We start from the raw sequence: 26,638 nt of genomic DNA, 5'->3' as shown, positions 1-26,638 counted from the left end.
GTCTAAATGGCTTAAATTATTTGGTTATATAAATGAAGCAAAGCGCAGTTGTGTGGACCAAAGTGAGGATAAAAGTTGGTTATGATTCGCTTTATGCTGATTACTATAAAATAAAATTTTTCCACAACTATCTGATAAATTTACTATTTCATGTTGTTTTAACTGTCTTGATAATTGTTCTGTTACCGGCTGTGCTGTTTCTAGTAGATTAACGTTGTTACCTACAATGTGCTTAATTTGTTTACTGACAAAAGGGTAATGTGTGCAGCCGAGAACGAGTTGATCAATGTTACTAGCTAATAATGGTGATAGGAATTGTGTTAATAAAGCAAAACATTCGTGACTACCTTGTTGGCCAGTTTCTATCATGTTGACCAAACCTGGACAGGGTTGAACAAAAACGCTAGAGCCATTTTTGTGTTGATTAATCAATAATATAAATCGTGGATTTTCAGCCGTAGCACTGGTTACCAGCACGCCAATTTTTTTATTCTTACTTAATGCGACTGCCGGCTTAATGGCTGGTTCTACACCAATAATGGGGATGGACACTTGTGCTCGTAGTTGATCAATCGCATTCACTGTCGCGGTATTACAAGCAACAACAATAGCTTTACATTGTTGCTCGATAAACCACTGTGCAATGGTATTAACGCGTTCAATAATAGTTTCAAATGATTGTTCGCCATAAGGAGCATATTTTGAATCAGCCACGTAAATAATATTTTCGCGTGGTAACTGTTCAGTAATGCATTTAGCAATCGATAATCCACCGATGCCAGAGTCGAATATACCAATAGGGGAGTTATTTGATTGAGTTTGCAATTTGAACACTTAAAACAATGACTAACAGTGCTGTTATAGGGATTTTTTCGTGAAATGTAAAGAATAACAGTAATAAGAATAAAGCTTCCAGAATGCAGTGGCCAACATTAGTCCTGAACACCGTGTGTTCAGGGCGGGAATCGTGCAATATCCGTAGGCTTCCCAATACGCGTTGGGCTTGCACAATAGATACTACTTAACTCCCTTAGGTAAAACTTATCGGCTCAGGGACATAGTTCGCACACTAACACCCCAGAAGACTTAAGCCTTAGTATAGCGAAAATAGCCAACAGCTTTAAGTTTTTTCGACGGGAATTGGTTTAATTGGTTAGTGAGTAAGCTAACTGCTTATCAGTTAAGCAATTTCTATTATTGTTAAGTTGGACAAGGATCGTAGTCAGGGTTTTTAGACAGTAAAATGGCGTCTTTAACAAGTTGTTCATTGGCAAATTGCTCAGAGTTGTACATCTTAGCGTTGAACCATTCGCGAAGTAGGTTTTCATCAAAAAAAGTAAGTATTGACGCTAATTGCTCTGATTCATTAATCACTGATTGGTTGGCTGGCATTTTATTTATTAACAAATTTACCATTTCGTCATTTTTCCAATATCTATACGCTAAAACTTGCATGTTTAAACCAATCAACTTAGTAATAACTTCTTTAGCGGTATCCTCTATTAACTTTCCTAGCGTTAAACACGTTTCAATGAATTCTTCATCATTCGTTTCTTTGCATAGTTGATTTAAATGGCCGAGCTGTTCAACTTTCGCTGCTCCATAGCCGATTGTCATAACAATTTGCTCTCTTTCAGACAAATCACTATATTTCGTTAAACTATGTTTAATTAACAGTAAAGCTTTATTTGACTCGTCTTGGTAGATGACTTTTTTACTTGCTTCATGTAAAAGTACTTTAGTTTCTTCTAGCATTCCTTGCTTCATTTTGACTAACGCTAGCTTTACTAACAAATCAGCGCTATTTGTAACGGTTTGTTTTATATTTTTTAAAATATCATCACTACATAATGAGTCGTGTTTGTGGCTAATGCATAAATCTAAAATTTCTGAGTTAATAATGGGAGAAGATGGTTGTTGATAATAAAGTTGTTGTAATGTCTTTGATTGTTCATCAATACTTTGCGGCTTTCGAACCAATAAATAACTCAGTTGATCTTCAAAGGTGTTACTTTTTTTTAATCGGTACAAGTACTGTGTTACTAAATTATCAGGAATTAATCCTGAGTGGTTTCCTAATGCATGTCTACAATCTTTTATATAATCATCAGGAAAACTTTCATCAGCTTGAATAACTTCTTTATCAACTTTTGCTTGCGAAGGTTGTAATTTATTACTTGGTTTATCGAGGGGAGCTGGTAATGCGTTCGCGAAGTTTATTTCTGGTATTTTACTTTTTGCCGTAGCTGGCGAGTCGGGTATTGATGATATTGAGGATGAAATCGAACTAAAATAGACTAAAAGCAAAATGGCAGCGATAGCAAACAACAAGAAGAGAGTTTTTCGTTTATGCATATCCTTTGCATCTCCTTGGGTTAGGCTTGTTTTTCTTGTCGATGAACCGCTTGTTCAATGGTTTGTTGTAACAAGTCTATTTTACTTTCAAGCTGCTGCTTTTCTGCTTTAAAGGCTTGTTGCTGCTCTAGGTAGTCGTTTGCTAAGTTTAACGACGCCATTAACATGGCTTGTTCGGCGTTTTTAATAACTTTAACTTTGCTTTTATCAGCTTCCAACCGACTATTTAACTCATTTGCTGCCTGCAACAACGCAGACTCTTGACCTTGCGGGCAAGCAATCTTTAAACGGCGTCCTGCCACTTCAATGGTGACGTTATGTTGACTCATTAAGGCACTTCTATTAATTATTGTCGGTAAAACTAGCTAGTTGTTTGTTTAATAAACAATTTAAACAACAACGCGATTGCAAACTATAACGGTCGGCGATCATAGATGCAAGCAGTTATCTGCGCTTTATTTCACTCAGTCAAAAAAATTTTTACACTGGAAGGTTGATGAATAATTCCAAGCTGAAAATGAACGCTATAACGAGGAAAAAACATCACACAATCGCATGCCCATGCTAGCTTACAAGCCGCGGCAATGTTACGATATTAAGCAATTAGTTTTGGAAGTTTTTATATGTCACTCAATAACTCTTTGGATTTTGCTAGCACGCAAGCCACTATCACTGCAGAAAGTGCAGAACTTCATGCCTCTGAACTGCATGGAATGCTAACCGGCCTTATTTGTGGTGGTTATTCTTTTGAAAGTAATGATTACACGACATTAATCGAAGATATGTATAACAATGGTGAAGCATTATCAGGCGCTATTCGCATTACCTTAAAACTTATTTTTAGTAATGTGTGGCAAAGTTTACTCGATGATTCTTACGGCTTTACGCCTATGTTACCTGACGATGATGACTCCATGCGAGAGCGTGGTTTTGCATTAAGTGCATGGGTACAAGGGTATAATTTGGGTTTTGGTTTACAGCAAAAAAGCAATGCAGTGTTATCTGACGATGTTAAAGAAGTGCTCAATGATTTTGCTGAAATTGCCAATTTATCTGACGATATAGATGAAGATGAAGCGACAGAGCAAGCCTATTTTGAAATATCAGAATACGTGCGAATTTCTGCTCTTTTATGTTTTACTGAATTAGGTACACCGCCCGAACCTAAAGAAACCTCAGAAACTGTACATTAATCATGAATCACACCTTAATGCCTATGAGCGAATTTAAGGCACGTAGAGCTTTATTCGCTAAGCAACTTCCTGATAACTCAGTTACTTTATTGTTTGCTGGTCAAGAAGTCACCCGCAGTAATGATACAGAATATTTATTTTGCCAAGATAAATCATTTTACTATTTAACCGGTTTTACTGAGCCTGATGCAGTATTAATGATTGAAAAAATGAACGGTAATGTAACAACTACCTTATTTTGTTTAGCAAAAGATCCTTTTGCCGAAGTATGGCATGGCAAGCGTATTGGTTGTGAAAAAGCAAAAGATCAATACGCATTTGATGCCGCATATAGTTTAGATGAGATAGACTGTGTTGTTGAAGAGGCTATAGCAAACAAACAATCGCTTTGTTTTTTTCAGGGGCATAATCCTCATCATGATGACCAAGTGTATACATGGTTAGATCAAGTAAAAGGCAAAGTGCGACAAGGCATTAGTGCCCCCAATATGCTTATTAATTGTCACCCCATCGTTGATGAGTTACGACTGATAAAAACTGATGCAGAACTTGAAGTTATGCGTAAAGTTAATGAAATCAGTGGTCGTGCGCATCAACGTGCCATGGAAAAAACTCAGGTAGGTATGTTTGAATACCAAATAGAAGCTGAACTATTACATGAGTTTGCCCGTCATGGCGCTAGAGAAGCAGCCTATAATTCAATTGTTGCTGGTGGTAATAACGCAAATATTTTGCACTACACCAATAACAGCGATGTGTTAACTAACGGCGATTTGTTATTAATTGATGCTGGTGGTGAATTAGCTGGTTATGCTGCAGATATTACGCGCACCTTTCCTGTTAATGGAAAGTTCACCTCTGAACAGAAAGCACTGTATCAACTGGTGCTTGATGCACAAATTGCGGCAATTAATGCCATTAAACCAGGTGCTGATTTTGGCCAGTTAAATGATATATGTCAGCAAATTCTCACTGAAGGCTTGCTCAATTTAGGCATACTGGAAGGTGACATAACCCAATTAATTACAGATAAAGCCTGTAAACAATATTTTATTCATGGATTAGGGCACTGGCTAGGTTTAGATGTGCACGATGTGGGTGATTATCACATGAAAGACAAACGTCAAACACGGGCCTTTCAGTCTGGTATGGTGATGACGATTGAACCTGGTCTGTATATTCCTGCTGATGATGAAAACGTTGAAGCAAAGTGGCGTGGTATAGGTATACGTATCGAAGACAATATTGTGGTGACGGATCAAGGTCATGAAAATTTAACTGAACATGTGCCAAAATTTGTTGATGACATTGAACGTATAATGCAAGACGCTAAACGTTAAGCAAAAACACAATATTCAGCAAGCAAACTCGTAACGGAAATATGCGTGGTAAATAAGAAGCAACAAGTTGATGTGATAATTATAGGCGGTGGTCTTTCTGGCTGTTTGTCTGCGTTAGCATTGTCAACGCTAACAACATCGTCAGGAACACCACTTACGATTGCTATTGTTGAAGCAAGTGATATACACGCGAATTCAAACCAAGAAACGTCGGCGTTACATTTTGATTCTCGAGTACTGGCTTTATCGCACGGCAGCGCTAATTATTTAAAAACCTTGAATGTCTGGCAAGCAATACATTCGAAGGCTGCAGCTATAAATACCATCCATATTTCTGATCAAGGCAATTATGGAAAAGCGCGTATGTATGCGCACGAACACCACGTTAACGCACTAGGTTATGTAATTGAAATGGCAACATTGGGTGATGCGTTAGTTCAAGCGTTACAAAAAGCACCGAATGTTTCGTGGTTTGCACCTAATCAAGTCGCTAATATTGATTGGCATTCAACACACGTAGATATTCAACTAGATGATCAGCAATTATTGCAGGCTGCATTAATATTAGGCTGTGATGGTAGTCAATCAAAATGCCGACAGTTTGCTAACATTGATGTTGTCACTAAAAGTTATCAGCAAACAGCTATTATCGCGAATGTTCGGTTTGAAAAACCACATCAGCATATTGCCTATGAACGATTTACTGAACATGGACCTTTAGCAATTCTCCCTTTGACTGACCAAGATAATAGCGGTCAAAAATGTTCACTTGTTTGGACCACAACACCCGAGCATGCAGATTATTTATCGCAATTACCAAATGAAGGTTTTGCTGAGCAATTAAACCAAACGTTTGGTTATTGGTTAGGAGTCGTTGAAAAAGTAGGAAAGCGCGCCAGCTACCCACTTGATTTAGTCAAAGCGAATGAGCAAGTGTTTCACCGTATGGTGTTAATAGGTAATGCGTCACACACTATTCATCCTATCGCAGGCCAAGGGTTTAATTTAGGTTTACGTGATGTTAGTGAATTGGCCGCTGTAATGGCTAAGCAATTATCGAAAAATGAAGATATCGCTTCTTTTGCTCAATTAAGTCGTTATGCGGCAACACGTGCAAAAGATCATCAGCAAATTATCGGTTTAACAGACTCGTTGGTGGCACTTTTTTCCAATAAACACACACCACTTATCGTTGGGCGCAATGTTGGTCTTAAAGTATTAAATTATTGTCAAAGCTTAAAAAGTAGCTTTGTTAACAAAACAATGGGCTATTAGCTATCACACTGATAGACAATGAGTAATGGTTAACGGTTAATCATTCAAAGGTTGATAAAATGATGCAAAAATTTGATGTGTTAATTGTTGGTGGCGGTATGGTCGGATTATCGACCGCACTTGCAATACGCCATTTAACTGAATTTACCGTCGCGATTGTTGATACGCAAAGCATACCCAATATCACCGAGCAACCTGACATTCGAGTGAGTGCAATAAATGCAGCAAGTAAACAGTTATTCGAACATTTAGGTGTGTGGCAACAAATTACTGCGTGTAGACATCAACCTTATCAAGGGATGCATATTTGGGATAGTAGTGGTATTGGCCAGCTTGATTTTACCTTACAAGATATTGGTGCTCGTGATCATAACGGGCAATTAGGCTGGATCATTGAAAACAATATTGTACGCGCTGCATTATGGCAAAAAGCCCAGCAAGACAGTGGCATTGCCTTTTTTACCGAAGAAAAACTTACCCATATTACGCAAGGTGAAAGTGAAGTGTTTGCTTCGTTTGCTAGCAAACCACCGATTATGGCCAATTTAGTTGTTGGCGCAGATGGTGCGAATTCTTGGGTGAGAGCACAAGCCAACATCCCTTTGACGTTTCGAGATTACGACCACCATGCCATAGTCGCTACTGTTGCATGTGAGCAAGGTCATCAAAATACGGCATGGCAAGTTTTTTTACCGACGGGCCCGCTCGCGTTTTTACCTCTTAACAGTAGCAGTAATAACCTTTGCTCTATTGTATGGTCAACCAGCCCAGAAGAAGCTAACCGGTTGCTACAATTAGATGAGCTTGCGTTTAATCAAGCGCTTACTGCCGCAAGTGACGGTAAATTAGGACTTGTTTCTTTGCAAAGTGAACGCCAAGCATTTCCGTTACGTATGCGGTATGCGCAACAATTTGTCAGTGAACGCTTTGTGCTAGTAGGGGATGCTGCTCATACAATACATCCACTCGCTGGCCAAGGGGTGAACTTAGGCTTGAAAGATGCCGCAGTATTAGCACAGTTGTTGGCTGAAAGTTCAACATCTGTTTATTCGACTAAGTTACTCAACCAGTATCAGCGCTGGCGAAAAGCTGACGCAATAGAGATGATCGCCGCTATGGAAGGTATTAAACAAGCATTTACGCCACAACAGGCCCCCATAGCTTTTGCTCGCGGTGTAGGCCTTTCTATGCTAAATAAGCTTAAACCGATGAAAGCCCCCATGATTAAACAAGCGCTTGGTATTAATGGACATTTACCTACGTTATTAAAGCATTAGGAACTTAGCGTTAACGGGCATTTACGGTATTAACTAAAAATGAAGAAGAGCTTTGTTTGATCACACTGCGAATGAACTCGGGCAAATAATCACTTTGTCTAATGTATTCGTCAATATCGAATATTTCGTCATTGACTTGCTTGGTAAACTGTATCTCGCTGGCATTTACGATATTTTCAATAATATGTTCAGGTATGGCTAATCGTGTTGCTAGCATGATCAAATTAGTTGCTCTATTTGCGTGAATATCTCTTAGAAAAAAAATATCGTAAGTCACGCCAGTGTCATTTACTCTGGCACTATTAATTAAATATTCAGCAGCCGAAATCGCCACAAAAGTAAACTTTGTGCGTTTATCGATATTCTCATTTAGTTGAATAACCACCTTTTGTTCTTTATTTACGCTGATTCTACATAGATCGGTTAATTCACTAGAAATTTGTAGGGTTAATTGTAGCGAACGACATATTTGTTTTAAATCAACGGTATCGCCTTTTGTTGCATCTGTGATTAGTTGTTGTGGATTATATAGACTCAATTTTTACTCTTTATTTCATACAGTTGTTGCTAGAATTTATCATAGCAGATGAATAGAATTTTGTTTGATAAGAATACGGATGAATTTAAATCAGAACAATCCTGTTTTTATCGCTATGTTCAGAATTTAATTTTCATCAACCCGTAAAATAAAAATTTAATGTTGATTATGTTGATAAAGTGGTTTTTTATTTGATTTGGCTTCCTTTATTTGTTGAATACCTGCTAACCGATCGCTATAATTGCGCGCAAATTTTGATAAAACACCTATGCTATTTTTTAAGCATAATGGTTATACAGCAAGCAACAATTGGAAGAAAAACATGACCAATAAAACGGTATTACATGCTAAGCACCTCGAAGCGGGCGCAAAAATGGTTGATTTTCACGGTTGGGAAATGCCAATCAACTATGGTTCTCAAATTGAAGAACACCACGCAGTACGAAAAGACGCGGGTATGTTTGATGTGTCTCACATGACAATTGTTGATATTCAAGGTGCTGATGCAAAAGCTTACTTACAGCGTTTAGTCATAAACGATGTTGCTAAACTTGAAGTGGCGGGTAAAGCGCTTTATACCGGCATGTGTAACGATGAAGGTGGCGTAATTGATGATTTGATCATATATCACTTTTCTACAACAGATTACCGTTTAGTGGTGAATTCAGCGACACGCGAAAAAGATTTAGCGTGGATGACAAAACAAGCACATGGTTTTGATATTACTATTACTGAGCGCCCTGAATACGGCATGATAGCGGTTCAAGGCCCTGAAGCAAAAGCTAAAGTAGCGTCAATTTTATCTGCTGAGCAAAACCAAGCGATTGAAGGGATGAAGCCTTTCTTTGGTGTTCAGGCGGGTGATTTATTCATTGCGACGACAGGTTACACCGGTGAAAGCGGTTACGAAATTGTTGTACCAGAAGCAGCAACGGCTGACTTATGGCAACAACTTGTTGACGCTGGCGTAGCACCTTGTGGTTTAGGCGCACGCGATACATTGCGTTTAGAAGCTGGCATGAACCTTTATGGTTTAGATATGGACGAAACAGTTTCGCCACTCGCAGCAAACATGGCATGGACAATTTCATGGGAACCATCAGAGCGAAACTTTATTGGTCGCGATGTTATAGCAGCACAACGTGAAGCTGGCGATCAACCAAAATTAGTTGGTTTAGTGATGACAGAAAAAGGCGTGTTACGTACAGGCCTTAAAGTCGTTACCGACGCTGGTGAAGGTGTGATTACTTCTGGTACATTTTCTCCAACATTACAACATTCTATTGCCATGGCGCGCGTTCCTCGTAGCGTAAAAGTTGGTGATGTTGTTGAAGTAGAGATGCGCAAAAAGTTAGTGAGCGTAAAAGTGGTTAAACCAAGTTTTGTTCGTAATGGCAAAAGCCAATTAGACTAAATTTTCATGCTACTCTATAGTCTTAAATAGACTGAGTAGTCGAACAGATATATAACAATTACAGACATATTAGGAACTAAAAAAATGAGCAACATTCCTTCAGAATTAAAATATGCAACGTCGCATGAATGGGTACGTAATGAAGGTGACGGTACTGTTACTATTGGTATTACTGAGCATGCGCAAGAATTACTTGGCGACATGGTATTTGTTGAATTGCCTGAAGTAGGCGAAAGCGTTAGCACTGGTGATGATGTTGCGGTAGCAGAATCAGTAAAAGCTGCATCAGATATTTATGCACCTGTGTCAGGTGAAGTGATCGCGGTAAACGAAGAGTTAGAAGATTCTCCTGAGCTTGTGAACTCTGACGCGTTTGGTGACGGTTGGATGTTTAAAATTAAACTTGATGATACAAGTGAACTAGAAAACCTTCTTGATGCAGAAGGTTATGAAAATTCAATCGACGAAGATTAATTTAGTAGCGGCAACCCTATCTAAGCGATTTCGTTTAAATATAGGTTGTGTTAACTAAATGCTTGTTGTTGCAAAAAGCAATAACAGTCTTTTCGCTATTTTAATGGTTTAAAATAGACAACAGATGAAGCCTCTCACTGACAATAAGTTTGGGGCTTTCCTTATTTTTTACTTACTTTTCTTATTTAGGTAAGCCGTTTTATGACTACTCAATCTCAAAACAACATTACGTTGAACGAACTAGAACAAACGCAAGACTTTATTCGTCGCCATATTGGCCCAGACGAAGCACAAGCACAGGCGATGTTAAACGAAATTGGTGCAGAATCAGTTGATGCATTAATTGACGAAATTGTTCCTAGCGATATTCGCTTAGCTGACTTACCAGCTATTGAAGAAAGTAAAACGGAAGTAAAAGCGCTTAGCGATTTAAAAACCGTTGCTAATAAAAATAAAGTGAACAAAACCTATATCGGTTTAGGGTATTACGGCACACTAACGCCAAACGTTATTTTACGTAATGTATTAGAAAATCCAGGCTGGTATACAGCTTACACACCTTATCAACCTGAAATTGCCCAAGGTCGTTTAGAGTCATTATTAAACTACCAACAAATGTGTTTGGACCTTACCGGGTTAGATCTGGCGTCAGCGTCATTACTTGACGAAGGTACTGCTGCCGCTGAAGCTATGGCATTGGCTAAACGTGTATCGAAAAACAAAAAGTCAAACCTATTTTTTGTCGCAGAAGAAGTATACCCACAAACAATTGACGTAGTGAAACAACGAGCAGAAATGTTTGGTTTTGACATTGTTGTTGCACCTGCAGACAGCGTAAGTGAACACGATGTATTTGGCGCGCTTTTACAATACCCAAGTGCAACGGGCGAAGTACGTGATATTTCAACCCTTATTGACAGCGTTCACGAGAAAAAAGGTATTGTAGCAGTTGCGGCTGATATTATGAGCTTAGTGCTACTTAAAGCGCCAGGTGAATTAGGCGCTGATGTAGTGATTGGTTCAAGCCAACGTTTTGGTGTGCCAATGGGTTACGGTGGCCCTCATGCAGCATTTTTCACCACCAGTGAAAAATACAAGCGTTCTATGCCTGGTCGTATTATTGGTGTTTCAAAAGATACGCGTGGCAACAACGCACTTCGTATGGCAATGCAAACACGTGAACAACATATTCGTCGTGAAAAAGCCAATTCAAACATTTGTACCGCACAGGTGCTACTTGCCAACATGGCCGCTTTTTATGCGGTATATCATGGCCCTAAAGGTTTAAAAACCATTGCTAGCCGTATTCATCGTTTTGCTGATATTTTAAATGTAGGTACTACTAGTAAAGGTTTGCAAGCTGTTCACGACAATTATTTCGACACGTTAACGTTTAAGCTTGATAATAAAGAAGATGTTGTAGCGCGTGCGCTAGCAGCTGATCTTAACTTACGCACAGATGTTGCTGGACAAGTCAGTGTTTCACTTGATGAAACAACAACGCGTGAAGACATTTCTACCTTATTTGATGTGCTACTTGGCGAAGGTCACGGTTTAGATGTAGCTGCATTAGACGCACAAGTGTTAAGTACTGGTCATCAATCAATTCCTGCTGAACTAGTGCGCGAGTCAGACATTTTAACGCACCCTGTTTTTAACTCGCACCATAGTGAAACTGAAATGCTTCGCTATATTAAAAAACTAGAAAATAAAGATTTAGCGCTTAATCATTCAATGATTTCATTAGGTTCTTGTACCATGAAATTAAACGCAACAGCGCAAATGATACCTGTTTCATGGCCTGAATTTGCCAACATGCATCCGTTTGCACCCGTAGATCAAGCGCAAGGCTATGCTGAAATGATCAACGAACTAGGCGACTGGTTAGTTGAATTAACAGGTTACGATAACATTTCAATGCAACCAAACTCTGGCGCACAAGGTGAATATGCAGGTCTTATTGCTATTCATAAATACCATGAAAGTCGTGGTGATGCGCACAGAAACATTTGTTTAATTCCATCTTCTGCACACGGAACTAACCCAGCGTCAGCGCAAATGGTTGGTATGAAGGTTGTTGTTGTTGATTGTGATAAAAACGGTAATGTTGACATGGCTGACTTAACAGCTAAAGCAACTGAACTGCGTGATAATTTATCGTGTATCATGATCACTTACCCATCAACGCATGGTGTATATGAAACCACGATACGTGAAATTTGTAACATTGTTCATGACAATGGCGGTCAAGTGTACTTAGATGGCGCTAATATGAACGCACAAGTTGGCTTAACTTCACCTGGCTTTATTGGCGCTGATGTTTCTCACTTAAACTTACATAAAACCTTCGCTATTCCGCACGGCGGTGGTGGCCCAGGTATGGGACCTATTGGTGTTAAATCACACCTTGCGCCGTTCTTACCTGACCACGCACTTATCACCGTAAATGAAACAACCAAAGGTAATGGCGCGGTTTCAGCGGCACCATTTGGTAGCGCAGGCATTTTATGTATCTCTTACCTTTACATTGCCTTATTAGGTAAAAAAGGCGTAACAGATTCAACAAAATTTGCTATCACCAACGCGAATTATTTAGCGAAAAAGTTAAGCGAGCATTACCCAATTCTTTATACTGGCGCTAATGGCCGTGTAGCACACGAATGTATCGTTGATTTACGTCCGTTAAAAGATTCTTCTGGCATCACAGAAATGGACATTGCTAAACGTCTACAAGACTATGGTTTTCATTCACCAACCATGTCGTTTCCTGTGGCAGGCACGTTAATGATCGAGCCAACAGAATCAGAAGCAAAACCTGAATTAGACCGCTTTATTGAAGCCATGGTATGTATTCGAGATGAAATACGCAAAGTAGAACAAGGCGAGTGGACACTAGAAAACAACCCACTTCATAATGCACCACATACGCTAGCAGACATTACTGACGCTTCATGGGATAGAGCTTATACAACCGCAGAAGCGGTATTCCCAGTACCGGCGGCAGCTGCCAATAAATTCTGGCCAACGGTAAATCGTATTGATGATGTGTACGGCGACAGAAACTTAATTTGTTCATGCCCGAGCGTTGATACGTATAAAGACTAAATAATAGTTGTCGATGCTTAATTAAGTTTGTGAATTGAATTAAGTTTGTGACTAGAGTGAATTTGAAAAGGCGAGCCGAGTGCTCGCCTTTTCTTGTTCATGATTCAAAATAATTGGTTTTATCTTTTTTTGCTAGTTGATGTATGTCAGGATGATTAATTAATGGATCTAGTTAGGTAAGAGGGAAAAAGAAATGCCGATTACTATTAATGATGAACGAAATTTATACGAAGCTTTAACGCGTCGAAATTATTTTCCCAACCAAAAAGACTTTATTGGAGAATTACCTCCATGCCTAGACACTCGGCAGTTTACCCCTGAAGTTTGTGAAGCGTTAGCTGCTTTGGAAGATGATGCAGAGCGTCGACGTAGCGGGTATGATCTAGTGGAATATAAAGCTACAAGGTACAACAATGTTCCTAGAGTACTTTCCCTTGTTCATCCCAAAGCATATTCATTCTTGGCTAAGCACATTCATGACAACTGGAATTTTATTAAGTTTATTGAAGAAGGGGTTAATAGCAAAATTAAGCCTGAACAAAGACAAGATGGACGAATCATGGTGATGAACTATGAAGATCCTATGTCTCAGAAGCGTCGATACAATGATGCTAGCTTTTCAAGTAAATTTAGAGTGTCCGCTGATATTTCTAATTGTTTTAATAGTATATATTCACATGCAATTCCTTGGGCTGCCGTTGGTATAGCAACAGCAAAACAAAACAGAGGAAATACCCTCTGGTATAACAAATTGGATCTTTTTCAAAGAAAATCTAAGAGGGGCGAAACTCAAGGAATACCTATCGGTCCAGCGACTTCTAGTTTTGTTGTTGAAATGATTCTTCAAAGAGTAGATGAAATACTAGAAAATGCTGGTTATGTTTTCGAGCGGTATGTTGATGACTATTTATGTTTTTGTAAAACCTATGAAAAAGCTCAAGATTTTATACTCATACTTGGGCAAGCTCTCGCTAAATATAAATTAACTCTTAACCTAAATAAAACAAATATTAAAGAGCTTCCTTCTCCTAGTGAAGATGATTGGATATTAGAGCTTTTAGGTGCTATTCCCAATAGGTATGCAAAACCTGAAGGACAAGATCATAAGTTTTTTTCAACTGAAGCGATTACCTTTATAAATAGAGCGATAATTGTTAATGAAGCTACTCCTGACGGGAGTGTTCTAAAGTATGCCATTCAATTGATGGTTGCCCATTTAGATGAGTCAGCCGTTATAGATGTTCTAGGGGCTGTTATTAATTTGGCTTGGCATTATCCGATATTAATTCCATACATTTCTCTTTTGATAGATTTAGCAAATGTACCTCATGAACAATATGAGCAACAAATAGATCAAATCATACAGGAAAACGCTAAACAAAAAAGGTCAGATGGAATGGCTTGGCCTCTTTATATTCTAAAAAAGCAAAACTTAATTCCTTCGGCAAATGCAATTAGGTCAATAATAGAAAGTGAAGATTGCGTTGCGATTACGATTCTTTCTTCAATGGTAGAGAACAAACAGCCAATAATTGAATTCATAGATCCTATATTAACAAGTGATTTATATACAAAAGATAGCTATTGGCTATTGCTATACCAATTATATTTTTCAGGTGATATAGCCAACAACCCTTATGATGACGAGGTTTTTAATGTTTTAAGAGCTTTTCAAGTTAATTTTTTACCGGGGGAAACTATTAGTGAAGCTGAACAGGAGTGCGACCGAATAGCCTTTGGCTTTGTTAGCGAAGCGTTCAGACAGTCGCCACCAGAGCCTGATTTTTAATTGTTCTAATTAAATTACTAAAAATAGTTGAAGTAAAATCTGAAAATTATAGTGCGCAACTTGCGGAAAGATTGTATTACGGCAAGATGATAAAAAGGGGAGCTATTGCTTAGGTGTTGTTAGTTTAGGAAATATTTATTTGTTTAAATATATAGAGGTTTGATTTTGCAAATATCTTCATGAAAAGGTGGCTTTGCCACCTTTTTTAGTGGATGACTACTATATGAGAATTACTTTAAATGTATTTAAGAGTAATTCAAGTAAACACATTGTACGAACAGTACAAAAAATATGATAATTTACAATCATAAATAAAGACTTAAAAGGAATTAAATTGGATAGAAGTGCAGTAGATACTATTAGGGGGTATTGTTATCAGTTTGATAAGTCAATTTTTGAAATCTTATCTCTAAAATGTGACACCGATTCAATAGAAGTTGAAGGGATTGAAGATGTTGATGTTTCTCAAGGAGGAGAATTAAGTGCGATTCAGTGCAAATATTACGAAAAAACCTCTTATAATCATTCGGTTATAGCTAAGCCAATAAGGTTTATGCTCCAGCATTTTTCAGATAACAGAAAAGAAAAAGTTAAATACTTTTTGTATGGTCATTATAAAGATGGACATGAAAAGTTGCCTGATGGGTTTTCGGTTCAATTTTTAAAGGAAAAATTCTTATCCTACACCAAAGATAGAGTTCAATATGAAAAGCATGTCGATTTAGATTTGTCAGATCAAGATTTGAGTAACTTTATTGAAAATTTAAGAGTTGATATTCATGCAAAGAGCTTTAATGAACAAAATGACAGTGTCATCCTGAAAATAACTGAACTATTTGATTGCACAAAAGAAGAGGCATTGCATTATTACTATAATTCGGCTTTTTCTATAGTGGCAAAATTAGCTTGTGAACAACACAATCGAGTTATAACTAAGGCAGAATTCCTTAATAGATTAGACAATAAAAAAGCGCTTTTTAATTCTTGGTTATATAAGTTTAAAGGTCGTCAAAGCTACCTTAGAAAAATAAAGTCTGACCTCTTCCCACGATGCCTCAATACGCAAGCTTATGATCGGTTTTTTATAATTGATGTCAGCAGCGCGGCTAGCATGGCAGATATAAAAGAATGCATTTATATGATTCAAAAAAATTGGGCAAACCTTTCTAAAAGGAGTTCAAGTCCGTACTCTCCTTTTATCTATATCTATAATCAGGAGCAGTGTTTTCTACACTCTTTAAAAAGAGAGCTATATAGCGAAGGGCTAAACTTTGTTGATGGTTACAACTATTTTGGGAGTGCGTTTTGTCCAGAAACGCTTGGCCGAGCAAAATTGGATACAGATATAAAATTTCAATATATAGAAACTGAGGAGGATCTAATTCAAGCTATAGATTCGGCTAAATCAAGAGTTGAGGTTTATCAGTTCTATGCAGGAGATAATGAGTTATCTATTGAGTTTGACGAAGGAATAAAAAATATAAAGCTTCAAGTTTGTGAATTTTCAGATATAAAGGAACTAATCTAATGAAAAGTAATGTAGAAGTTAATGCAGAAGTAATATCAGTTAGCCCCAACAAAATTAAGATTTCAGTAGATAAGCTTGAGGAGTTTAAAATTGCTGAAGAAAAATTAAAAGTTGGTTCATATCTTCGCGTATCTGATAACGATAATGTTGCACTGCTTGCGATTATTGAAAATTTTTCAATTGTTGCTGATGAAAATGGAGGAGAGCCTAACTACGTTATTGATGCAAGCCCTATTGGTCTAGTCAAAGGAGATAAGTTTTATAGGGGAGGTGATTCTCTTGCTTTACCCCCTAAAAAAGTAGAGCCTGCTAGGTTAGAGGATATAAAAACTATTTATGAAAGCAGTGTATCTGAGAGCGAAAGGTTTACATTCTCTTCATTGTCTCTAAATAGCGATATTTTAGTCCCTGTGAATGGTAATCGATTTTTTAATAAGCATATTGCTATAGTGGGTTCTAGCGGATCTGGTAAGTCTCATACAGTGGCTAAAATTCTTCAAAAAGCAACAGAAGTTAAAAGCGCAGGGTATGACGGACTGAATAATTCCCATATCGCAATTTTTGATATTCATTCTGAGTATAGTTCAGCTTTTCCGCAAGCAAATTTACTAGGCGTAGAGCAGTTAATACTCCCTTATTGGCTGTTGAATAGTGAAGAGTTGGAAGAATTGTTCTTAGATACAGAAGCCAATGATCACAATCAGAGAAATGTATTCAGAGAGGCTATCGTTTTGAATAAAAAACATAACTTTTCTGGAGATCCAAATGCGAAGGAACGGATTCACTATGATTCACCATTATATTTTGATGTTGAAGAAGTCTTGAACTATATAAAAAATCGAAATAATGAAAAGAAAGATAAAGAGAACAATATAAACTGGATTGATGGAGATGAGTTCGTATTTAGAGAGGAAACAGCTCACCGCTTGTTTAAAAGAGAGCTTACTCCTAAAGGGAGTTCTGCTACTGGCACGTTAAACGGAAAATTGATTAATTTCATAAACCGATTAGAAAACAAAATATATGATAAACGACTAGATTTTTTAGTAGGTACTAAAACTAAAAGTGTCACATTTGAAGATACTTTACAGTCTATAACTGGTTACAAAGGTACGTCTAGAGCAAACGTTACTATCTTCGATGTTAGTGGAATTCCATTTGAAGTATTAAGTATTTGTGTTTCTCTTATTTCAAGGCTGATATTTGAAGTTGGATACTACAATAGGAAATTTAGACAAAAAGCTGGGAAGGAGCAGAATGCTCCGATTTTGGTAGTATATGAGGAAGCTCATAAATATGCTCCAAAAAGTGGGTTAAGTAAATACAGGGCTTCCAAAGAGGCGATAGAAAGAATAGCAAAAGAAGGACGAAAGTATGGTGTAACTTTGCTACTAGCTAGCCAGAGGCCCTCAGAAATTTCTGAAACTATCTTTTCTCAATGTAGTAGCTTCATATCCATGAGACTGACAAATAAAGATGATCAAAACTTTGTTAAACGTTTACTGCCAGACACTGTTGGTGATATCACCAATATATTACCTTCCTTGACTGAAGGTGAGGCATTACTCATCGGGGATGCTGTTTCTGTACCGTCTCTCATTAAAGTAGACAAGTGTGACTTACCACCGTCTTCAACTGATATTAAGTATCTTGATGAATGGCGTGACGAGTGGAAAGATGTTGCTTTTGAATCTCTGATAAAGACATGGGGCATATAGCATTATAAAGTTCAAAAGCAGTTACCAGTTCTGGTCAATTTTATGTAAGAGTAACTGCTTTCGGTTCATTTTAAATGACACAATTCCGTTAACTCGTAAAAGTAACATTGAACCATATTTCTTTTTGTTATAAGTGGTTTTTGTTAACTATATGAAAAATAAATAATAAACAGTAAATTAATGTTTAATTAGCAAAAATTTATTTTCAATTTTTTCAGCCAATTACAAATCAATAATTTTCGACAAAATATCTCTATTTTTAATTTTTGCGAAAATATATATTTATTATTCACAAAATTAAATCCTTTAAATTCAAAGGTATATATCAAATTGTTATTTGATTAACTTTCTTTGTCGAGCTATTTATCTTTCGATTGGGAGGATAAATGAAACAACGCGTCATAACTAAAGAAATCATCACCAGCATCAATAAATGGAATGCAGAGATTGAGCGACTTGGTGATCACCATCCTTGGGTTACAGTAAGAAAAGTTAACAAAGTTGGCAGACGTCATTTACATAAATGCCAAAAGCAAAAACGAATAGTTCACTTGCTAAGTGATGGAGAAAAACGTGCTTACAAGATACTTATTTGGAGACCAGATACGTTAAAGGTAGAAGAGCAGTACCCTTTGGATATCAACGAAACCTTGAGAATTGCTAATGAGCTTGGTTATTTACACTCAGGTGACTATAAAAAAAACGCTGCCCACGTGATGTCTACTGATTTTTATAGCGAACACATTGATTTTGTCACGGGCGAAATTGAGAAGCGGGCTTATAACTTTAAGTATTGGAACCAATTATGGGAGTTTGATTCATACGGCAAGCTCCAGAAAAAACACTACCGTGTCTGGCAAAAAATTGAGATTGAAAGGCGTTATTGGAATGAAAGAGGTGTTGAGTTATTTCTTATCTCAGAACGGGATGCCACCAAACAAATCTGCTGGAACCTAGATTGGTTTTCGACTGAAGCTAACGCCTATGTGTGTGATAACGAAAGGTTTGATTTCACTCAGGCGTTTTACGACTCTTGGTACGATAATAAGTTCTTAACTACAAGAGAGCATATTGTTAACGCTGGTTCTAAGCTGTCCTTAAACTTTCAGCGCAGTCAAACGATATTCAAGGTAGTCGCTCTAAATCGCATTTTAAAGTTAGACCTAACCCAACGGATTTTTCTTCGCCACCCTGTAAAGGTGCAGGCATGATTCGTTTAAATATGCATCTATCTGATAAAGCTGAAAATGTTTCGCTGCGTGTTTGTGCGGTTAACTACAAACGTTCGTTAGCTGCGGTATCAGACATGACTTGGGCTATCGAAAATAACAACGCCAGAAAGCCCCAAAAGTATCATTTTGATGAGTTAGAAAAACTAATTGCTGATAAATGGATAAAAGGGGTCAGGTACAATTAATGTAAAAGAGGTGATTTTAATGTTGCTCAACTATTGGTGCTATTGTCAGCCAGTAATATTAACAAGTAGGCGTAAACCATGAAATTTCATTTTTCGATCTCAGTATTTTGTTGACTTCTTTATCACCGTTAATGCCTGCAACAGTAAATTTCATCAGGTCAGAGCACAATGCCAGACATGACCCGGCTTTTATTGTACTTAGATGATTTACTTGTAGTAGGTTCTATATAAAATCATACATTGTTAACAATAAGGAAATTTATGAATACAAAAATGAAATTAATGGCGCTATTCGCTGCTTCTATTATGAGTAGTCAAACGCTAGCGTCATATAATAACTTAACGTTAAAGTATGAGGTAATAAAAGAAGCTGAGCATTTTGCTGATATAACCATTAGGGTTAACGACACCTACTTACGAACAGATTATCAGCTAAAAAATGAAAAACTTACTGAGATGACTGTAAAGTGGAAAGGTCAATACGTTATTAAACATAATGAACAGCGTGCTTATTTACTTGATTATAAGGTAACTCATAAAAGGGCTGAAAAAGCTTTTAAAGCAATGGCGGCAAAGGTACCTAATATAACTGCTGAGAAAATATTTGAAATGAGTATTGATCCTATCAACGACGAAAGCGAATTTATTCGCTATGAAAAAGTAGGTAATAATAAGCTTGTCGGCAAGCATGATGGGGATGCTGAGCATGAAGTTCAATACCTTAAATTACCAAATAAATATATAAATAGAAAGCAATACGATTGGTTGATGGCCAGAGCAGAAGAAGATCGTAAGTTCGGTCAGGGTTTTGTGGCTATTTTAGATCAACCCCTTACTGAGATGATGCGTAGGTTAAACTATCAACATGCTGTTTTTCCTGTTTACTTAAAAACTTATCACTATGAAATAAATTTGAAGTCTGTTGATTCTTCATTTATTGATGAAAGTGAGCTACGCATTGAACAGGGTATTATTCACTCTGACATTACTCACTCGTCTATTCAATTTTTAAAAAGTTTATCGCAACACTCTTCGCAATGAAAATAGAGTAAGGTAGTTACCTATTTAGTTGTTAATTACTTTACTTTGTCAGCTTTTCTGACTTATAGGTTGGGCTTAAGAACGATTTTAAGTAATTTATTTTAATGATCAAATAGTTTTGCCAATCAAAACATAACCCAACCGTTAAGAGCAAAAAAGCAAAAGCCGGGGCAGATCTTGTAATGTGTATTGAAATGAACTGAAAACGCTAGCGAGTAAACGTTAAATAGTTAAATACCTTCTACGTTATTTTTTACTTCGAATTTCATTGGCACGGTGGCGACTAGATCCAAAGAGAGGCTTTTTTCTGAGTTAAACAATATTTAATTAAGGCGTAGCGATTCAAATATAGTCATTCCATATTGAAAAACCACAACAAAAGTAAATCACGTTTAAACGTACTCAAGCACAGCGCCCATTAGGGGTAAACATTTAAGCTTAATCTTGTTTTTCTTCATCAAGAATCGTGGCTCTTATTATGGTGACCATTTTTTTTGGCACGGTTGGATAACCTAATTTATCGCTGTAACCAACGTCTACTTGCGATATTGCTTCAACAATGTCGTAACCTTTGATTACTTCACCAAAAACAGCGTAACCCCATGAATTCCCTGGGTCTAAATTGGTGTTTTCGTTGAGGTTGATAAAGAATTGGTTGGTTGCTGAGTGTGCATCGTTCAGTTGTTTTGCCATGGCAATAGTGCCTTCTTTATTTTTTAGCCCATTGCCAGATTCGTTGAATATCGGATCATTGGGTATAACTTCAGAGTAATCAGTATTAAAACCACCGGCTTGGATCAGGTAGCCTTCTTCGACACGGTGAATCAACGTTTTATCATATTTCCCTTGCGCCACATATCCTAAAAAATTATCCACGGTAATTTTAGCTTTAATACGGTCAAGCTCAATAATGATATTACCCATAGAGGTTTCTATTCTCACTTTAGGGGAGTAATTATTCGGTTGAATATATTGCCCTTTAGTATTTGCTGCGTGCAATTGAAGCGATATTAATACGGTAAAAATAAGTAGTGAAACTCTAATCACGTTAGTACCTTTTGTTAAAGTAAATTGACTTGAAATATGTCAGTTAGTTTAACAATTATATATTTTATTGTTAACTCAAAACCATGATCTATAGAGCTAATGAACGTAAAGTCAAAGCTTTGTTCGTAAACTAAATAAAAGGGGTCAGGTACATTTATTAATTGTACCTGACCCCTTTTATTCGTCAGAGCTATGTACAATAAGGCATGAGGAAATGAAATGAAATAAGAAAAGGCGCCAAAAAGGCGCCTAAATGTTTGCTTGCGAGCATTTTGAGGAGTTAATTCCTCGTGTTGAAAATAGCTAGAGATCTATGTTCAACGTGCGCCAGAAGGTTGGGAGGTTCCAGCAATTTGTATTCAATAAGCTAACGGTGCTTAATGTTGTTTATTCAGCAATTACTTCGTTTTTTGCAAGTAACTCTGACTTAGTCGATTTTTTAGCTGTTTTGATAACAGTCATTGGTTTTACTAAGTTTGTTTCAAAAGCGGTTACTAATGTTTGCATTGATATTTTTACATCTTCATGCGCTTGTGAAGTAATTTCAACAGTGTTAACGGGTTGTGCTTTTTCAAACGCAATATTTGTTGCTGTTGCATTGCCTGCTACTAAGAGCAGTGCTGCTGTGAATATGTTGATAGTTTTCATGATTTGTCACCTAATATAAATTAATAAACATCCAAATAGATGATTAGGGACCTTTTCTTTGCTCGGTGAATGTGTTGGGAGTACATTCATTGCCTGCTACACTCATTGGTCTGGGCTGTAGTAAAAAGATGTAGTCCGTCATCTATGGTGTGTATATTAAGTAAAAACTGGTCAAATGAAAAATGACAAATTATAATGTTATCCATTAGAAAAACTAATGATAAATTGTTTTTTGATAGTAGTAGAGTATTTATTCAAAAAACGATCATTTTTATTTATTTAAATAGTGAGAGTTAATGGCTACAAGAATCCCTCCGCTCAATGCTCTTAGGGCTTTTGAGGCATCGGCAAGACAATTGAGTTTTACTCGAGCTGCTGAGGAATTATTCGTTACTCAGGCAGCGATTAGTCATCAAATAAAATCTCTAGAAGAGCATCTTGGATTAAAACTTTTTATGCGAAAAAATCGTGCTTTGTTATTAACAGAGGAAGGGCAAGCCTATTATCAAGACATAAAAGATGTGTTTACTTCTCTGCAAGACGCAACAGAACGGTTACTCGTTAGGGGGGCTAAAGGAGCGATTACGGTTAGTTTACAACCAAGCTTCGCCATTCAATGGTTAGTTCCAAGACTAAACACGTTTAATTTACTCAATACTGATATAGATGTCCGTATAAAAGCGGTAGATCAACCTGATGGCTTATTAACAGAAGATGTTGATGTAGCGATTTATTACGGAAGAGGCCGCTGGCCAGGTGTACATGCTGATAAATTGCACACGGAATATTTAATACCTGTTTGTTCACCATTGCTACTTGATGGGCCAAAACCACTGAGTACTATTCAAGATCTTACTAACCACACTTTATTGCATGATACCTCAAGGCGAGATTGGAAACGCTGGTTCAAAGAAGCCGGGATAAGGGGGACTAATGTTAATCATGGCCCTATTTTTAGCCATTCAGCCATGGTTGTGCAAGGGGCTGTACATGGTCAGGGTATCGCCTTAGCTCAACGTATTTTAGCGCAACCCGAGTTAGATGCTGGTCGACTTGTGATACCAGTTGAGCATAGCTTGATCAGTAAAAATGCATTTTACATAGTGTGTCGTGAGCACCAATTAGAATTAGGCAAAATAGCTGCCTTTAGGGATTGGGTACTTGAAACTGTAGCCGAAGAAGAAGAGTTAGATGAAGAGTTTTAATTATCATGAAAGTTTAGTAGAACAGCCTATAGCGCACTTTCTATTCGCTCATGGTGCGGGTGCTGATATGAATTCAACGTTTATGGAAAATATGACGACTGCGTTAAATAAACGAAATATTAATGTCACGCGTTTTAATTTTTACTATATGGATAAACGATTATCTGATGGTAAAAAGTATCCACCTGATAGAATGCCCAAATTGTTGGAGAGGTTTGAGGAAGTTATCAACACACTAAATATAACGGCGCCCTTATTTTTGGTGGGTAAATCGATGGGTTCACGCGTGGCAGCTACGCTGACGAATGAAATAGAAAGCCTTAAAGTTACTCCTGAAATACGAGGTGTTATTTGCCTTGGTTACCCATTTCATCCTATTAATAAAGTAGAAAAGTTGCGGTTAGAACCGTTAATAAAGAATCATTATTCAATGCTTATTTTACAAGGTGAGCGTGACAAACTTGGTAATAAAGAAGAAATAATAGGTTATGGTTTACCGGATAGCATCAAAACGGTATTTCTGCCAGATGGAGATCACGACTTGAAACCACGGGTAAAGTCAGGGTATACACATGAGCAAAATCTACAGTCTGCTGCAGACCACATTGAGAGCTTTGTTTATGAAAATAGATAATATGCGTAAACTATTTATCGTGTTTGTTAGCCTTAGTGGTGCTTATTCTGTATTATTCGGCGCTTGGTTGTCTCATCAGGGCGATTTATTGCCAATAGAGAGTGTCGCAACCTTAAAGATTGCGCATTTTTATCAGTTTTTGCATACTATCGCGTTATTGGCTGTTTGTTTTTACTGGCAATTTACACAATCGAAAGCGGCTTTTTTAACCGCAACATTATTATCACTTGGTATTTTGCTTTTTAGTGGGAGCTTATACGTGAAAGTGTTGTTTGCCTGTGAATTAATAGGCAAACTAACACCCACCGGTGGCATTTTATTATCATTGGCATGGTTGTCAGTGCTCATTCACCTTAATATTCGAAAACATTAATATGACTGCAATTGTGCTTTATTGTCGACCAGGCTTTGAAAAAGAGTGTGGCGCAGAGATCCAAGAGAAAGCTGCTTGGAATGAAATTTATGGTTATCTTCAATTAAAGAAAAATCAAGGTATTGTATTTTTTCATCTTAATAATGCTGATGAAGGTGAAAGACTCATTGCTAAACTCCCTTTGAAGCGTCTTATCTTTGCTCGGCAGTGGTTCGTGTCATTAACTGATACTATAGAGTTGCCTGAGTATAATCGTGTAGAAGCGATTATTGAGCATTTAGGTCATGAATGGCAATACGCTGACCTTAGAATGGAAACACCAGATACCAACGACGGAAAAGCATTATCTAAATTTTGTAGAAAGCTTGGTGTGCCTTTAAGGCAAGGGCTAAGAGCTAAAAAAATGTTAGCGCCAAAAGGTCAACATGACGGGGCGGTATTACACGCGTTATTTTTTAGTGGTAGTGAAGTTATCCTTGGCTACTCGCTTGGCACAAACACTTCACCACATTTAATGGGTATACCTAGGTTAAAGTTTCCATCTCAAGCGCCAAGCCGCTCAACACTTAAACTTGACGAAGCCTTTTTGTACTTCATTCCAAAAGATGAATGGCCAACACGGTTAACGTCTGGCATGAATGCCGTTGATTTAGGCGCTGCTCCGGGAGGCTGGACATATCAACTTGTTCGACGCGGTATGATGGTAACATCAATAGATAATGGGCCGATGGCAGAATCATTGATGGATACTGGTCAAGTCAAACATCGAATGATTGACGGCTTCAAATTTACACCCGCTAAACAAAATGTTTACTGGCTTGTCTGTGACATGATAGAAAAACCGCAACGAGTGGCTAAATTAATGGCTGAATGGTTATTACGCGGCGATTGTAAAGAAGCAATGTTTAATTTAAAGCTACCCATGAAAGGGCGGTATCAACAAGTACAGGATGATTTACAGCTGATAAAAGACATGTTTTCTGAGCATCAAGTAAAATATGAGCTTTACGCAAAGCATTTATACTACGATCGTGAAGAAATAACGGTACATGCGAGATTACTTTCACCGCCACTGTAAACATATAAAAGTAAAAAAGGGGTCAGGTACAATTAGTAATTGTACCTGACCCCTTTTTTTGCCTCTTTTTTATAATCGCTCTAACAGCGCTTCTGTGAAATCTGTTGTGCCATGAGTACCACCTAAATCACGTGTTGTACGATCGCCCGTTTCAATAACCTCAGTGATCGCTTTACGGATAGCTTCTGCTTTATCGCTCATTTCTAGGTATTCTAACATTTGAATTGCTGCCAGAATTACAGACGTTGGGTTTGCTAGATTTTTACCTGCTATATCAGGGGCACTGCCGTGTACAGCTTCAAAAATAGCGCAATCTTTACCAATGTTAGCGCCTGGTGCCATACCTAAGCCGCCCACAAGCCCAGCACATAAATCTGATAAAATATCACCAAACAAGTTTGTTGTTACAATAACGTCAAACTGTTCGGGATTCATCACTAATTGCATGCAACAATTATCAACGATCATTTCAGTTGATTCAATATCAGGGTAGCGCTCGCTAACTTCACGGGCAACTTTTAAAAATAAACCTGAAGTTGATTTTAAAATATTGGCTTTATGCACAGCTGTAACTTTTTTACGACCTTCCTTGCGTGCCGTTTCATAGGCAAACTCAACGATGCGCTCTGCACCTTCACGTGTGATCAAGCTCATTGCTTCTGCATGCGCACCATCTTCAGAGACTGTTTGACCTAAGCCAGAATACATTCCTTCAGTATTTTCACGGATGGTAATAATATCAATGTCTTCGTAACGCGCTTTAGTGCCTTTAAAAGACAGAACCGGGCGTACATTTGCGTATAATTGAAATTGTTTTCTTAATGTTACGTTAATTGAAGTGAAACCTTCACCGACAGGTGTGGTAAGAGGGCCTTTTAAACTGATTTTGTTTTTCTTGATTAATGCTAATGTTTCTTCTGGAACAAGTTCGCCATGCTTTTCTAACGCGACTAAGCCTGCGTCAGCGTATTCATAGTTAAAATCACAGCCTGCTTTGTCTAACACTTTGATGGTTGCATCGATAATATCTGGGCCAATACCGTCGCCTGGAATGACTGTGATGGTTTGTTTAGCCATGTGTTTATCCTTTAAAAAATTAAAATTGTTTATTCAAAGTGAAATTTACCTTGTCACTTTAAAAGTGTGCAGGTTTATACCACGCTTACTTAATGTAATCCACACTGAAACC

24 protein-coding genes and 1 other RNA gene are annotated in these 26,638 nt (G+C 37.6%); 17 read left to right on the top strand and 8 right to left on the bottom strand.

Features of this window, described 5'->3' with window-relative positions; translation table 11 throughout:
* Window positions 1-24: 24 nt before the first annotated feature.
* The 4 genes from murI to BI291_RS08770 form a co-directional block, all read right to left on the bottom strand.
* Window positions 25-825 carry a glutamate racemase gene (gene murI / locus BI291_RS08785; protein ID WP_074498379.1) on the bottom strand — a complete coding sequence of 267 codons (801 nt, stop codon included), beginning with the start codon at window positions 823-825 and terminating at the stop codon, window positions 25-27.
* Between the two features lie 80 nt (window positions 826-905).
* Window positions 906-1,087: non-coding RNA, 6S RNA (gene ssrS / locus BI291_RS08780), on the bottom strand.
* Window positions 1,088-1,200: 113 nt separating this feature from the next.
* Window positions 1,201-2,355 (bottom strand): hypothetical protein, encoded by a 1,155-nt coding sequence (locus BI291_RS08775; protein ID WP_074498378.1) that lies wholly within the window; start codon window positions 2,353-2,355, stop codon window positions 1,201-1,203.
* Between the two features lie 20 nt (window positions 2,356-2,375).
* Window positions 2,376-2,684 carry a cell division protein ZapA gene (locus BI291_RS08770; RefSeq protein ID WP_074498377.1) on the bottom strand — a complete coding sequence of 103 codons (309 nt, stop codon included), beginning with the start codon at window positions 2,682-2,684 and terminating at the stop codon, window positions 2,376-2,378.
* Window positions 2,685-2,978: 294 nt separating this feature from the next.
* On the opposite strand from BI291_RS08770, the gene BI291_RS08765 reads away from it, so the two are divergent.
* The 4 genes from BI291_RS08765 to BI291_RS08750 are packed head-to-tail and all read left to right on the top strand — an operon-like array spanning window position 2,979 to window position 7,440.
* On the top strand, window positions 2,979-3,548 hold the full coding sequence (locus BI291_RS08765; RefSeq protein ID WP_074498376.1) for a UPF0149 family protein: 570 nt from the start codon (window positions 2,979-2,981) through the stop codon (window positions 3,546-3,548).
* Between the two features lie 2 nt (window positions 3,549-3,550).
* Window positions 3,551-4,888 (top strand): Xaa-Pro aminopeptidase, encoded by a 1,338-nt coding sequence (pepP, locus tag BI291_RS08760; protein ID WP_083601980.1) that lies wholly within the window; start codon window positions 3,551-3,553, stop codon window positions 4,886-4,888.
* Between the two features lie 45 nt (window positions 4,889-4,933).
* Window positions 4,934-6,163, top strand: coding sequence for a 2-octaprenyl-6-methoxyphenyl hydroxylase (ubiH, locus tag BI291_RS08755; protein ID WP_074498375.1), 1,230 nt, complete (start codon window positions 4,934-4,936; stop codon window positions 6,161-6,163).
* Window positions 6,164-6,222: 59 nt separating this feature from the next.
* Window positions 6,223-7,440, top strand: a complete 1,218-nt coding sequence (locus BI291_RS08750) for an FAD-dependent monooxygenase (protein WP_254849552.1) — start codon at window positions 6,223-6,225, stop codon at window positions 7,438-7,440.
* Between the two features lie 10 nt (window positions 7,441-7,450).
* Here the strand turns inward: BI291_RS08750 and BI291_RS08745 are convergent, their stop codons facing one another.
* Window positions 7,451-7,978 (bottom strand): hypothetical protein, encoded by a 528-nt coding sequence (locus tag BI291_RS08745; protein WP_074498374.1) that lies wholly within the window; start codon window positions 7,976-7,978, stop codon window positions 7,451-7,453.
* A 322-nt stretch (window positions 7,979-8,300) separates the two neighbouring features.
* On the opposite strand from BI291_RS08745, the gene gcvT reads away from it, so the two are divergent.
* The 9 genes from gcvT to BI291_RS08700 all read left to right on the top strand — a co-directional run bounded on the left by gcvT (window position 8,301) and on the right by BI291_RS08700 (window position 20,464).
* Window positions 8,301-9,392 (top strand): glycine cleavage system aminomethyltransferase GcvT, encoded by a 1,092-nt coding sequence (gene gcvT / locus BI291_RS08740; RefSeq protein ID WP_074498373.1) that lies wholly within the window; start codon window positions 8,301-8,303, stop codon window positions 9,390-9,392.
* Between the two features lie 84 nt (window positions 9,393-9,476).
* Complete coding sequence (gene gcvH, locus BI291_RS08735) at window positions 9,477-9,866, top strand: glycine cleavage system protein GcvH (RefSeq protein WP_074498372.1); 390 nt, start codon at window positions 9,477-9,479, stop codon at window positions 9,864-9,866.
* Between the two features lie 201 nt (window positions 9,867-10,067).
* On the top strand, window positions 10,068-12,971 hold the full coding sequence (gcvP, locus tag BI291_RS08730; RefSeq protein WP_074498371.1) for an aminomethyl-transferring glycine dehydrogenase: 2,904 nt from the start codon (window positions 10,068-10,070) through the stop codon (window positions 12,969-12,971).
* A gap of 193 nt (window positions 12,972-13,164) precedes the next feature.
* Window positions 13,165-14,760 (top strand): antiviral reverse transcriptase Drt4, encoded by a 1,596-nt coding sequence (gene drt4, locus BI291_RS08725; RefSeq protein WP_074498370.1) that lies wholly within the window; start codon window positions 13,165-13,167, stop codon window positions 14,758-14,760.
* A gap of 334 nt (window positions 14,761-15,094) precedes the next feature.
* Window positions 15,095-16,288 carry a DUF4297 family anti-phage-associated protein gene (locus BI291_RS08720; RefSeq protein WP_074498369.1) on the top strand — a complete coding sequence of 398 codons (1,194 nt, stop codon included), beginning with the start codon at window positions 15,095-15,097 and terminating at the stop codon, window positions 16,286-16,288.
* Window positions 16,288-18,006 (top strand): anti-phage-associated helicase HerA, encoded by a 1,719-nt coding sequence (herA, locus tag BI291_RS08715; protein WP_074498368.1) that lies wholly within the window; start codon window positions 16,288-16,290, stop codon window positions 18,004-18,006. Before BI291_RS08720 ends, herA begins: the two co-directional genes overlap by 1 nt.
* 386 nt (window positions 18,007-18,392) lie before the next feature.
* Window positions 18,393-19,217, top strand: coding sequence for a TnsA endonuclease N-terminal domain-containing protein (locus tag BI291_RS08710; RefSeq protein ID WP_074498367.1), 825 nt, complete (start codon window positions 18,393-18,395; stop codon window positions 19,215-19,217).
* The gene (locus BI291_RS08705) at window positions 19,214-19,423 is read left to right on the top strand and encodes a hypothetical protein (protein WP_074498366.1); all 210 of its coding nucleotides are present in this window, start codon (window positions 19,214-19,216) and stop codon (window positions 19,421-19,423) included. The genes BI291_RS08710 and BI291_RS08705 overlap by 4 nt, the downstream gene beginning before the upstream one ends.
* A gap of 261 nt (window positions 19,424-19,684) precedes the next feature.
* Window positions 19,685-20,464, top strand: coding sequence for a hypothetical protein (locus tag BI291_RS08700; RefSeq protein WP_074498365.1), 780 nt, complete (start codon window positions 19,685-19,687; stop codon window positions 20,462-20,464).
* A gap of 438 nt (window positions 20,465-20,902) precedes the next feature.
* Here BI291_RS08700 and BI291_RS08695 read toward each other — a convergent pair whose 3' ends face one another.
* Window positions 20,903-21,511, bottom strand: a complete 609-nt coding sequence (locus tag BI291_RS08695; RefSeq protein ID WP_074498364.1) for a peptidylprolyl isomerase — start codon at window positions 21,509-21,511, stop codon at window positions 20,903-20,905.
* Between the two features lie 387 nt (window positions 21,512-21,898).
* Entirely contained in the window at window positions 21,899-22,159 is a 261-nt protein-coding gene (locus BI291_RS08690; protein ID WP_074498363.1) for a hypothetical protein, read from the bottom strand.
* 296 nt (window positions 22,160-22,455) lie between these two features.
* On the opposite strand from BI291_RS08690, the gene BI291_RS08685 reads away from it, so the two are divergent.
* From BI291_RS08685 to rlmM, 4 genes are read left to right on the top strand one after another with little or no spacing between them, the layout of a single operon-like run.
* Window positions 22,456-23,364, top strand: coding sequence for a transcriptional regulator GcvA (locus tag BI291_RS08685; RefSeq protein ID WP_074498362.1), 909 nt, complete (start codon window positions 22,456-22,458; stop codon window positions 23,362-23,364).
* Window positions 23,351-23,998, top strand: a complete 648-nt coding sequence (locus BI291_RS08680; RefSeq protein WP_074498361.1) for an alpha/beta family hydrolase — start codon at window positions 23,351-23,353, stop codon at window positions 23,996-23,998. Before BI291_RS08685 ends, BI291_RS08680 begins: the two co-directional genes overlap by 14 nt.
* Window positions 23,985-24,371, top strand: a complete 387-nt coding sequence (locus BI291_RS08675) for a DUF423 domain-containing protein (RefSeq protein ID WP_175573099.1) — start codon at window positions 23,985-23,987, stop codon at window positions 24,369-24,371. The genes BI291_RS08680 and BI291_RS08675 overlap by 14 nt, the downstream gene beginning before the upstream one ends.
* A gap of 1 nt (window position 24,372) precedes the next feature.
* On the top strand, window positions 24,373-25,449 hold the full coding sequence (gene rlmM, locus BI291_RS08670) for a 23S rRNA (cytidine(2498)-2'-O)-methyltransferase RlmM (RefSeq protein ID WP_074498360.1): 1,077 nt from the start codon (window positions 24,373-24,375) through the stop codon (window positions 25,447-25,449).
* Window positions 25,450-25,518: 69 nt separating this feature from the next.
* Here rlmM and BI291_RS08665 read toward each other — a convergent pair whose 3' ends face one another.
* Window positions 25,519-26,526: an isocitrate dehydrogenase gene (locus BI291_RS08665; protein ID WP_074498359.1), complete on the bottom strand. Its 1,008-nt coding sequence runs from the start codon at window positions 26,524-26,526 to the stop codon at window positions 25,519-25,521.
* Between the last annotated feature and the right edge of the window lie 112 nt (window positions 26,527-26,638).

Source organism: Thalassotalea sp. PP2-459 (assembly GCF_001913705.1).
GTDB lineage: Bacteria > Pseudomonadota > Gammaproteobacteria > Enterobacterales > Alteromonadaceae > Thalassotalea_C > Thalassotalea_C hakodatensis.
The sequence above is the reverse complement of the archived record's forward strand: the minus strand, read 5'-3'. Positions and strand labels throughout refer to the sequence as shown.

Bases quoted from the DNA above. Each gene is read 5' to 3' on its own strand.
- BI291_RS08775 (WP_074498378.1), bottom strand. From the start codon at position 2,355: ATGCATAAACGAAAAACTCTCTTCTTGTTGTTTGCTATCGCTGCCATT.
- BI291_RS08770 (WP_074498377.1), bottom strand. From the start codon at position 2,684: ATGAGTCAACATAACGTCACCATTGAAGTGGCAGGACGCCGTTTAAAG.
- BI291_RS08765 (WP_074498376.1), top strand. From the start codon at position 2,979: ATGTCACTCAATAACTCTTTGGATTTTGCTAGCACGCAAGCCACTATC.
- pepP (WP_083601980.1), top strand. From the start codon at position 3,551: ATGAATCACACCTTAATGCCTATGAGCGAATTTAAGGCACGTAGAGCT.
- BI291_RS08750 (WP_254849552.1), top strand. From the start codon at position 6,223: ATGATGCAAAAATTTGATGTGTTAATTGTTGGTGGCGGTATGGTCGGA.
- gcvT (WP_074498373.1), top strand. From the start codon at position 8,301: ATGACCAATAAAACGGTATTACATGCTAAGCACCTCGAAGCGGGCGCA.
- gcvH (WP_074498372.1), top strand. From the start codon at position 9,477: ATGAGCAACATTCCTTCAGAATTAAAATATGCAACGTCGCATGAATGG.
- gcvP (WP_074498371.1), top strand. From the start codon at position 10,068: ATGACTACTCAATCTCAAAACAACATTACGTTGAACGAACTAGAACAA.
- drt4 (WP_074498370.1), top strand. From the start codon at position 13,165: ATGCCGATTACTATTAATGATGAACGAAATTTATACGAAGCTTTAACG.
- herA (WP_074498368.1), top strand. From the start codon at position 16,288: ATGAAAAGTAATGTAGAAGTTAATGCAGAAGTAATATCAGTTAGCCCC.
- BI291_RS08710 (WP_074498367.1), top strand. From the start codon at position 18,393: ATGAAACAACGCGTCATAACTAAAGAAATCATCACCAGCATCAATAAA.
- BI291_RS08705 (WP_074498366.1), top strand. From the start codon at position 19,214: ATGATTCGTTTAAATATGCATCTATCTGATAAAGCTGAAAATGTTTCG.
- BI291_RS08700 (WP_074498365.1), top strand. From the start codon at position 19,685: ATGAATACAAAAATGAAATTAATGGCGCTATTCGCTGCTTCTATTATG.
- BI291_RS08690 (WP_074498363.1), bottom strand. From the start codon at position 22,159: ATGAAAACTATCAACATATTCACAGCAGCACTGCTCTTAGTAGCAGGC.
- BI291_RS08685 (WP_074498362.1), top strand. From the start codon at position 22,456: ATGGCTACAAGAATCCCTCCGCTCAATGCTCTTAGGGCTTTTGAGGCA.
- BI291_RS08680 (WP_074498361.1), top strand. From the start codon at position 23,351: ATGAAGAGTTTTAATTATCATGAAAGTTTAGTAGAACAGCCTATAGCG.
- BI291_RS08675 (WP_175573099.1), top strand. From the start codon at position 23,985: ATGAAAATAGATAATATGCGTAAACTATTTATCGTGTTTGTTAGCCTT.
- rlmM (WP_074498360.1), top strand. From the start codon at position 24,373: ATGACTGCAATTGTGCTTTATTGTCGACCAGGCTTTGAAAAAGAGTGT.
- BI291_RS08665 (WP_074498359.1), bottom strand. From the start codon at position 26,526: ATGGCTAAACAAACCATCACAGTCATTCCAGGCGACGGTATTGGCCCA.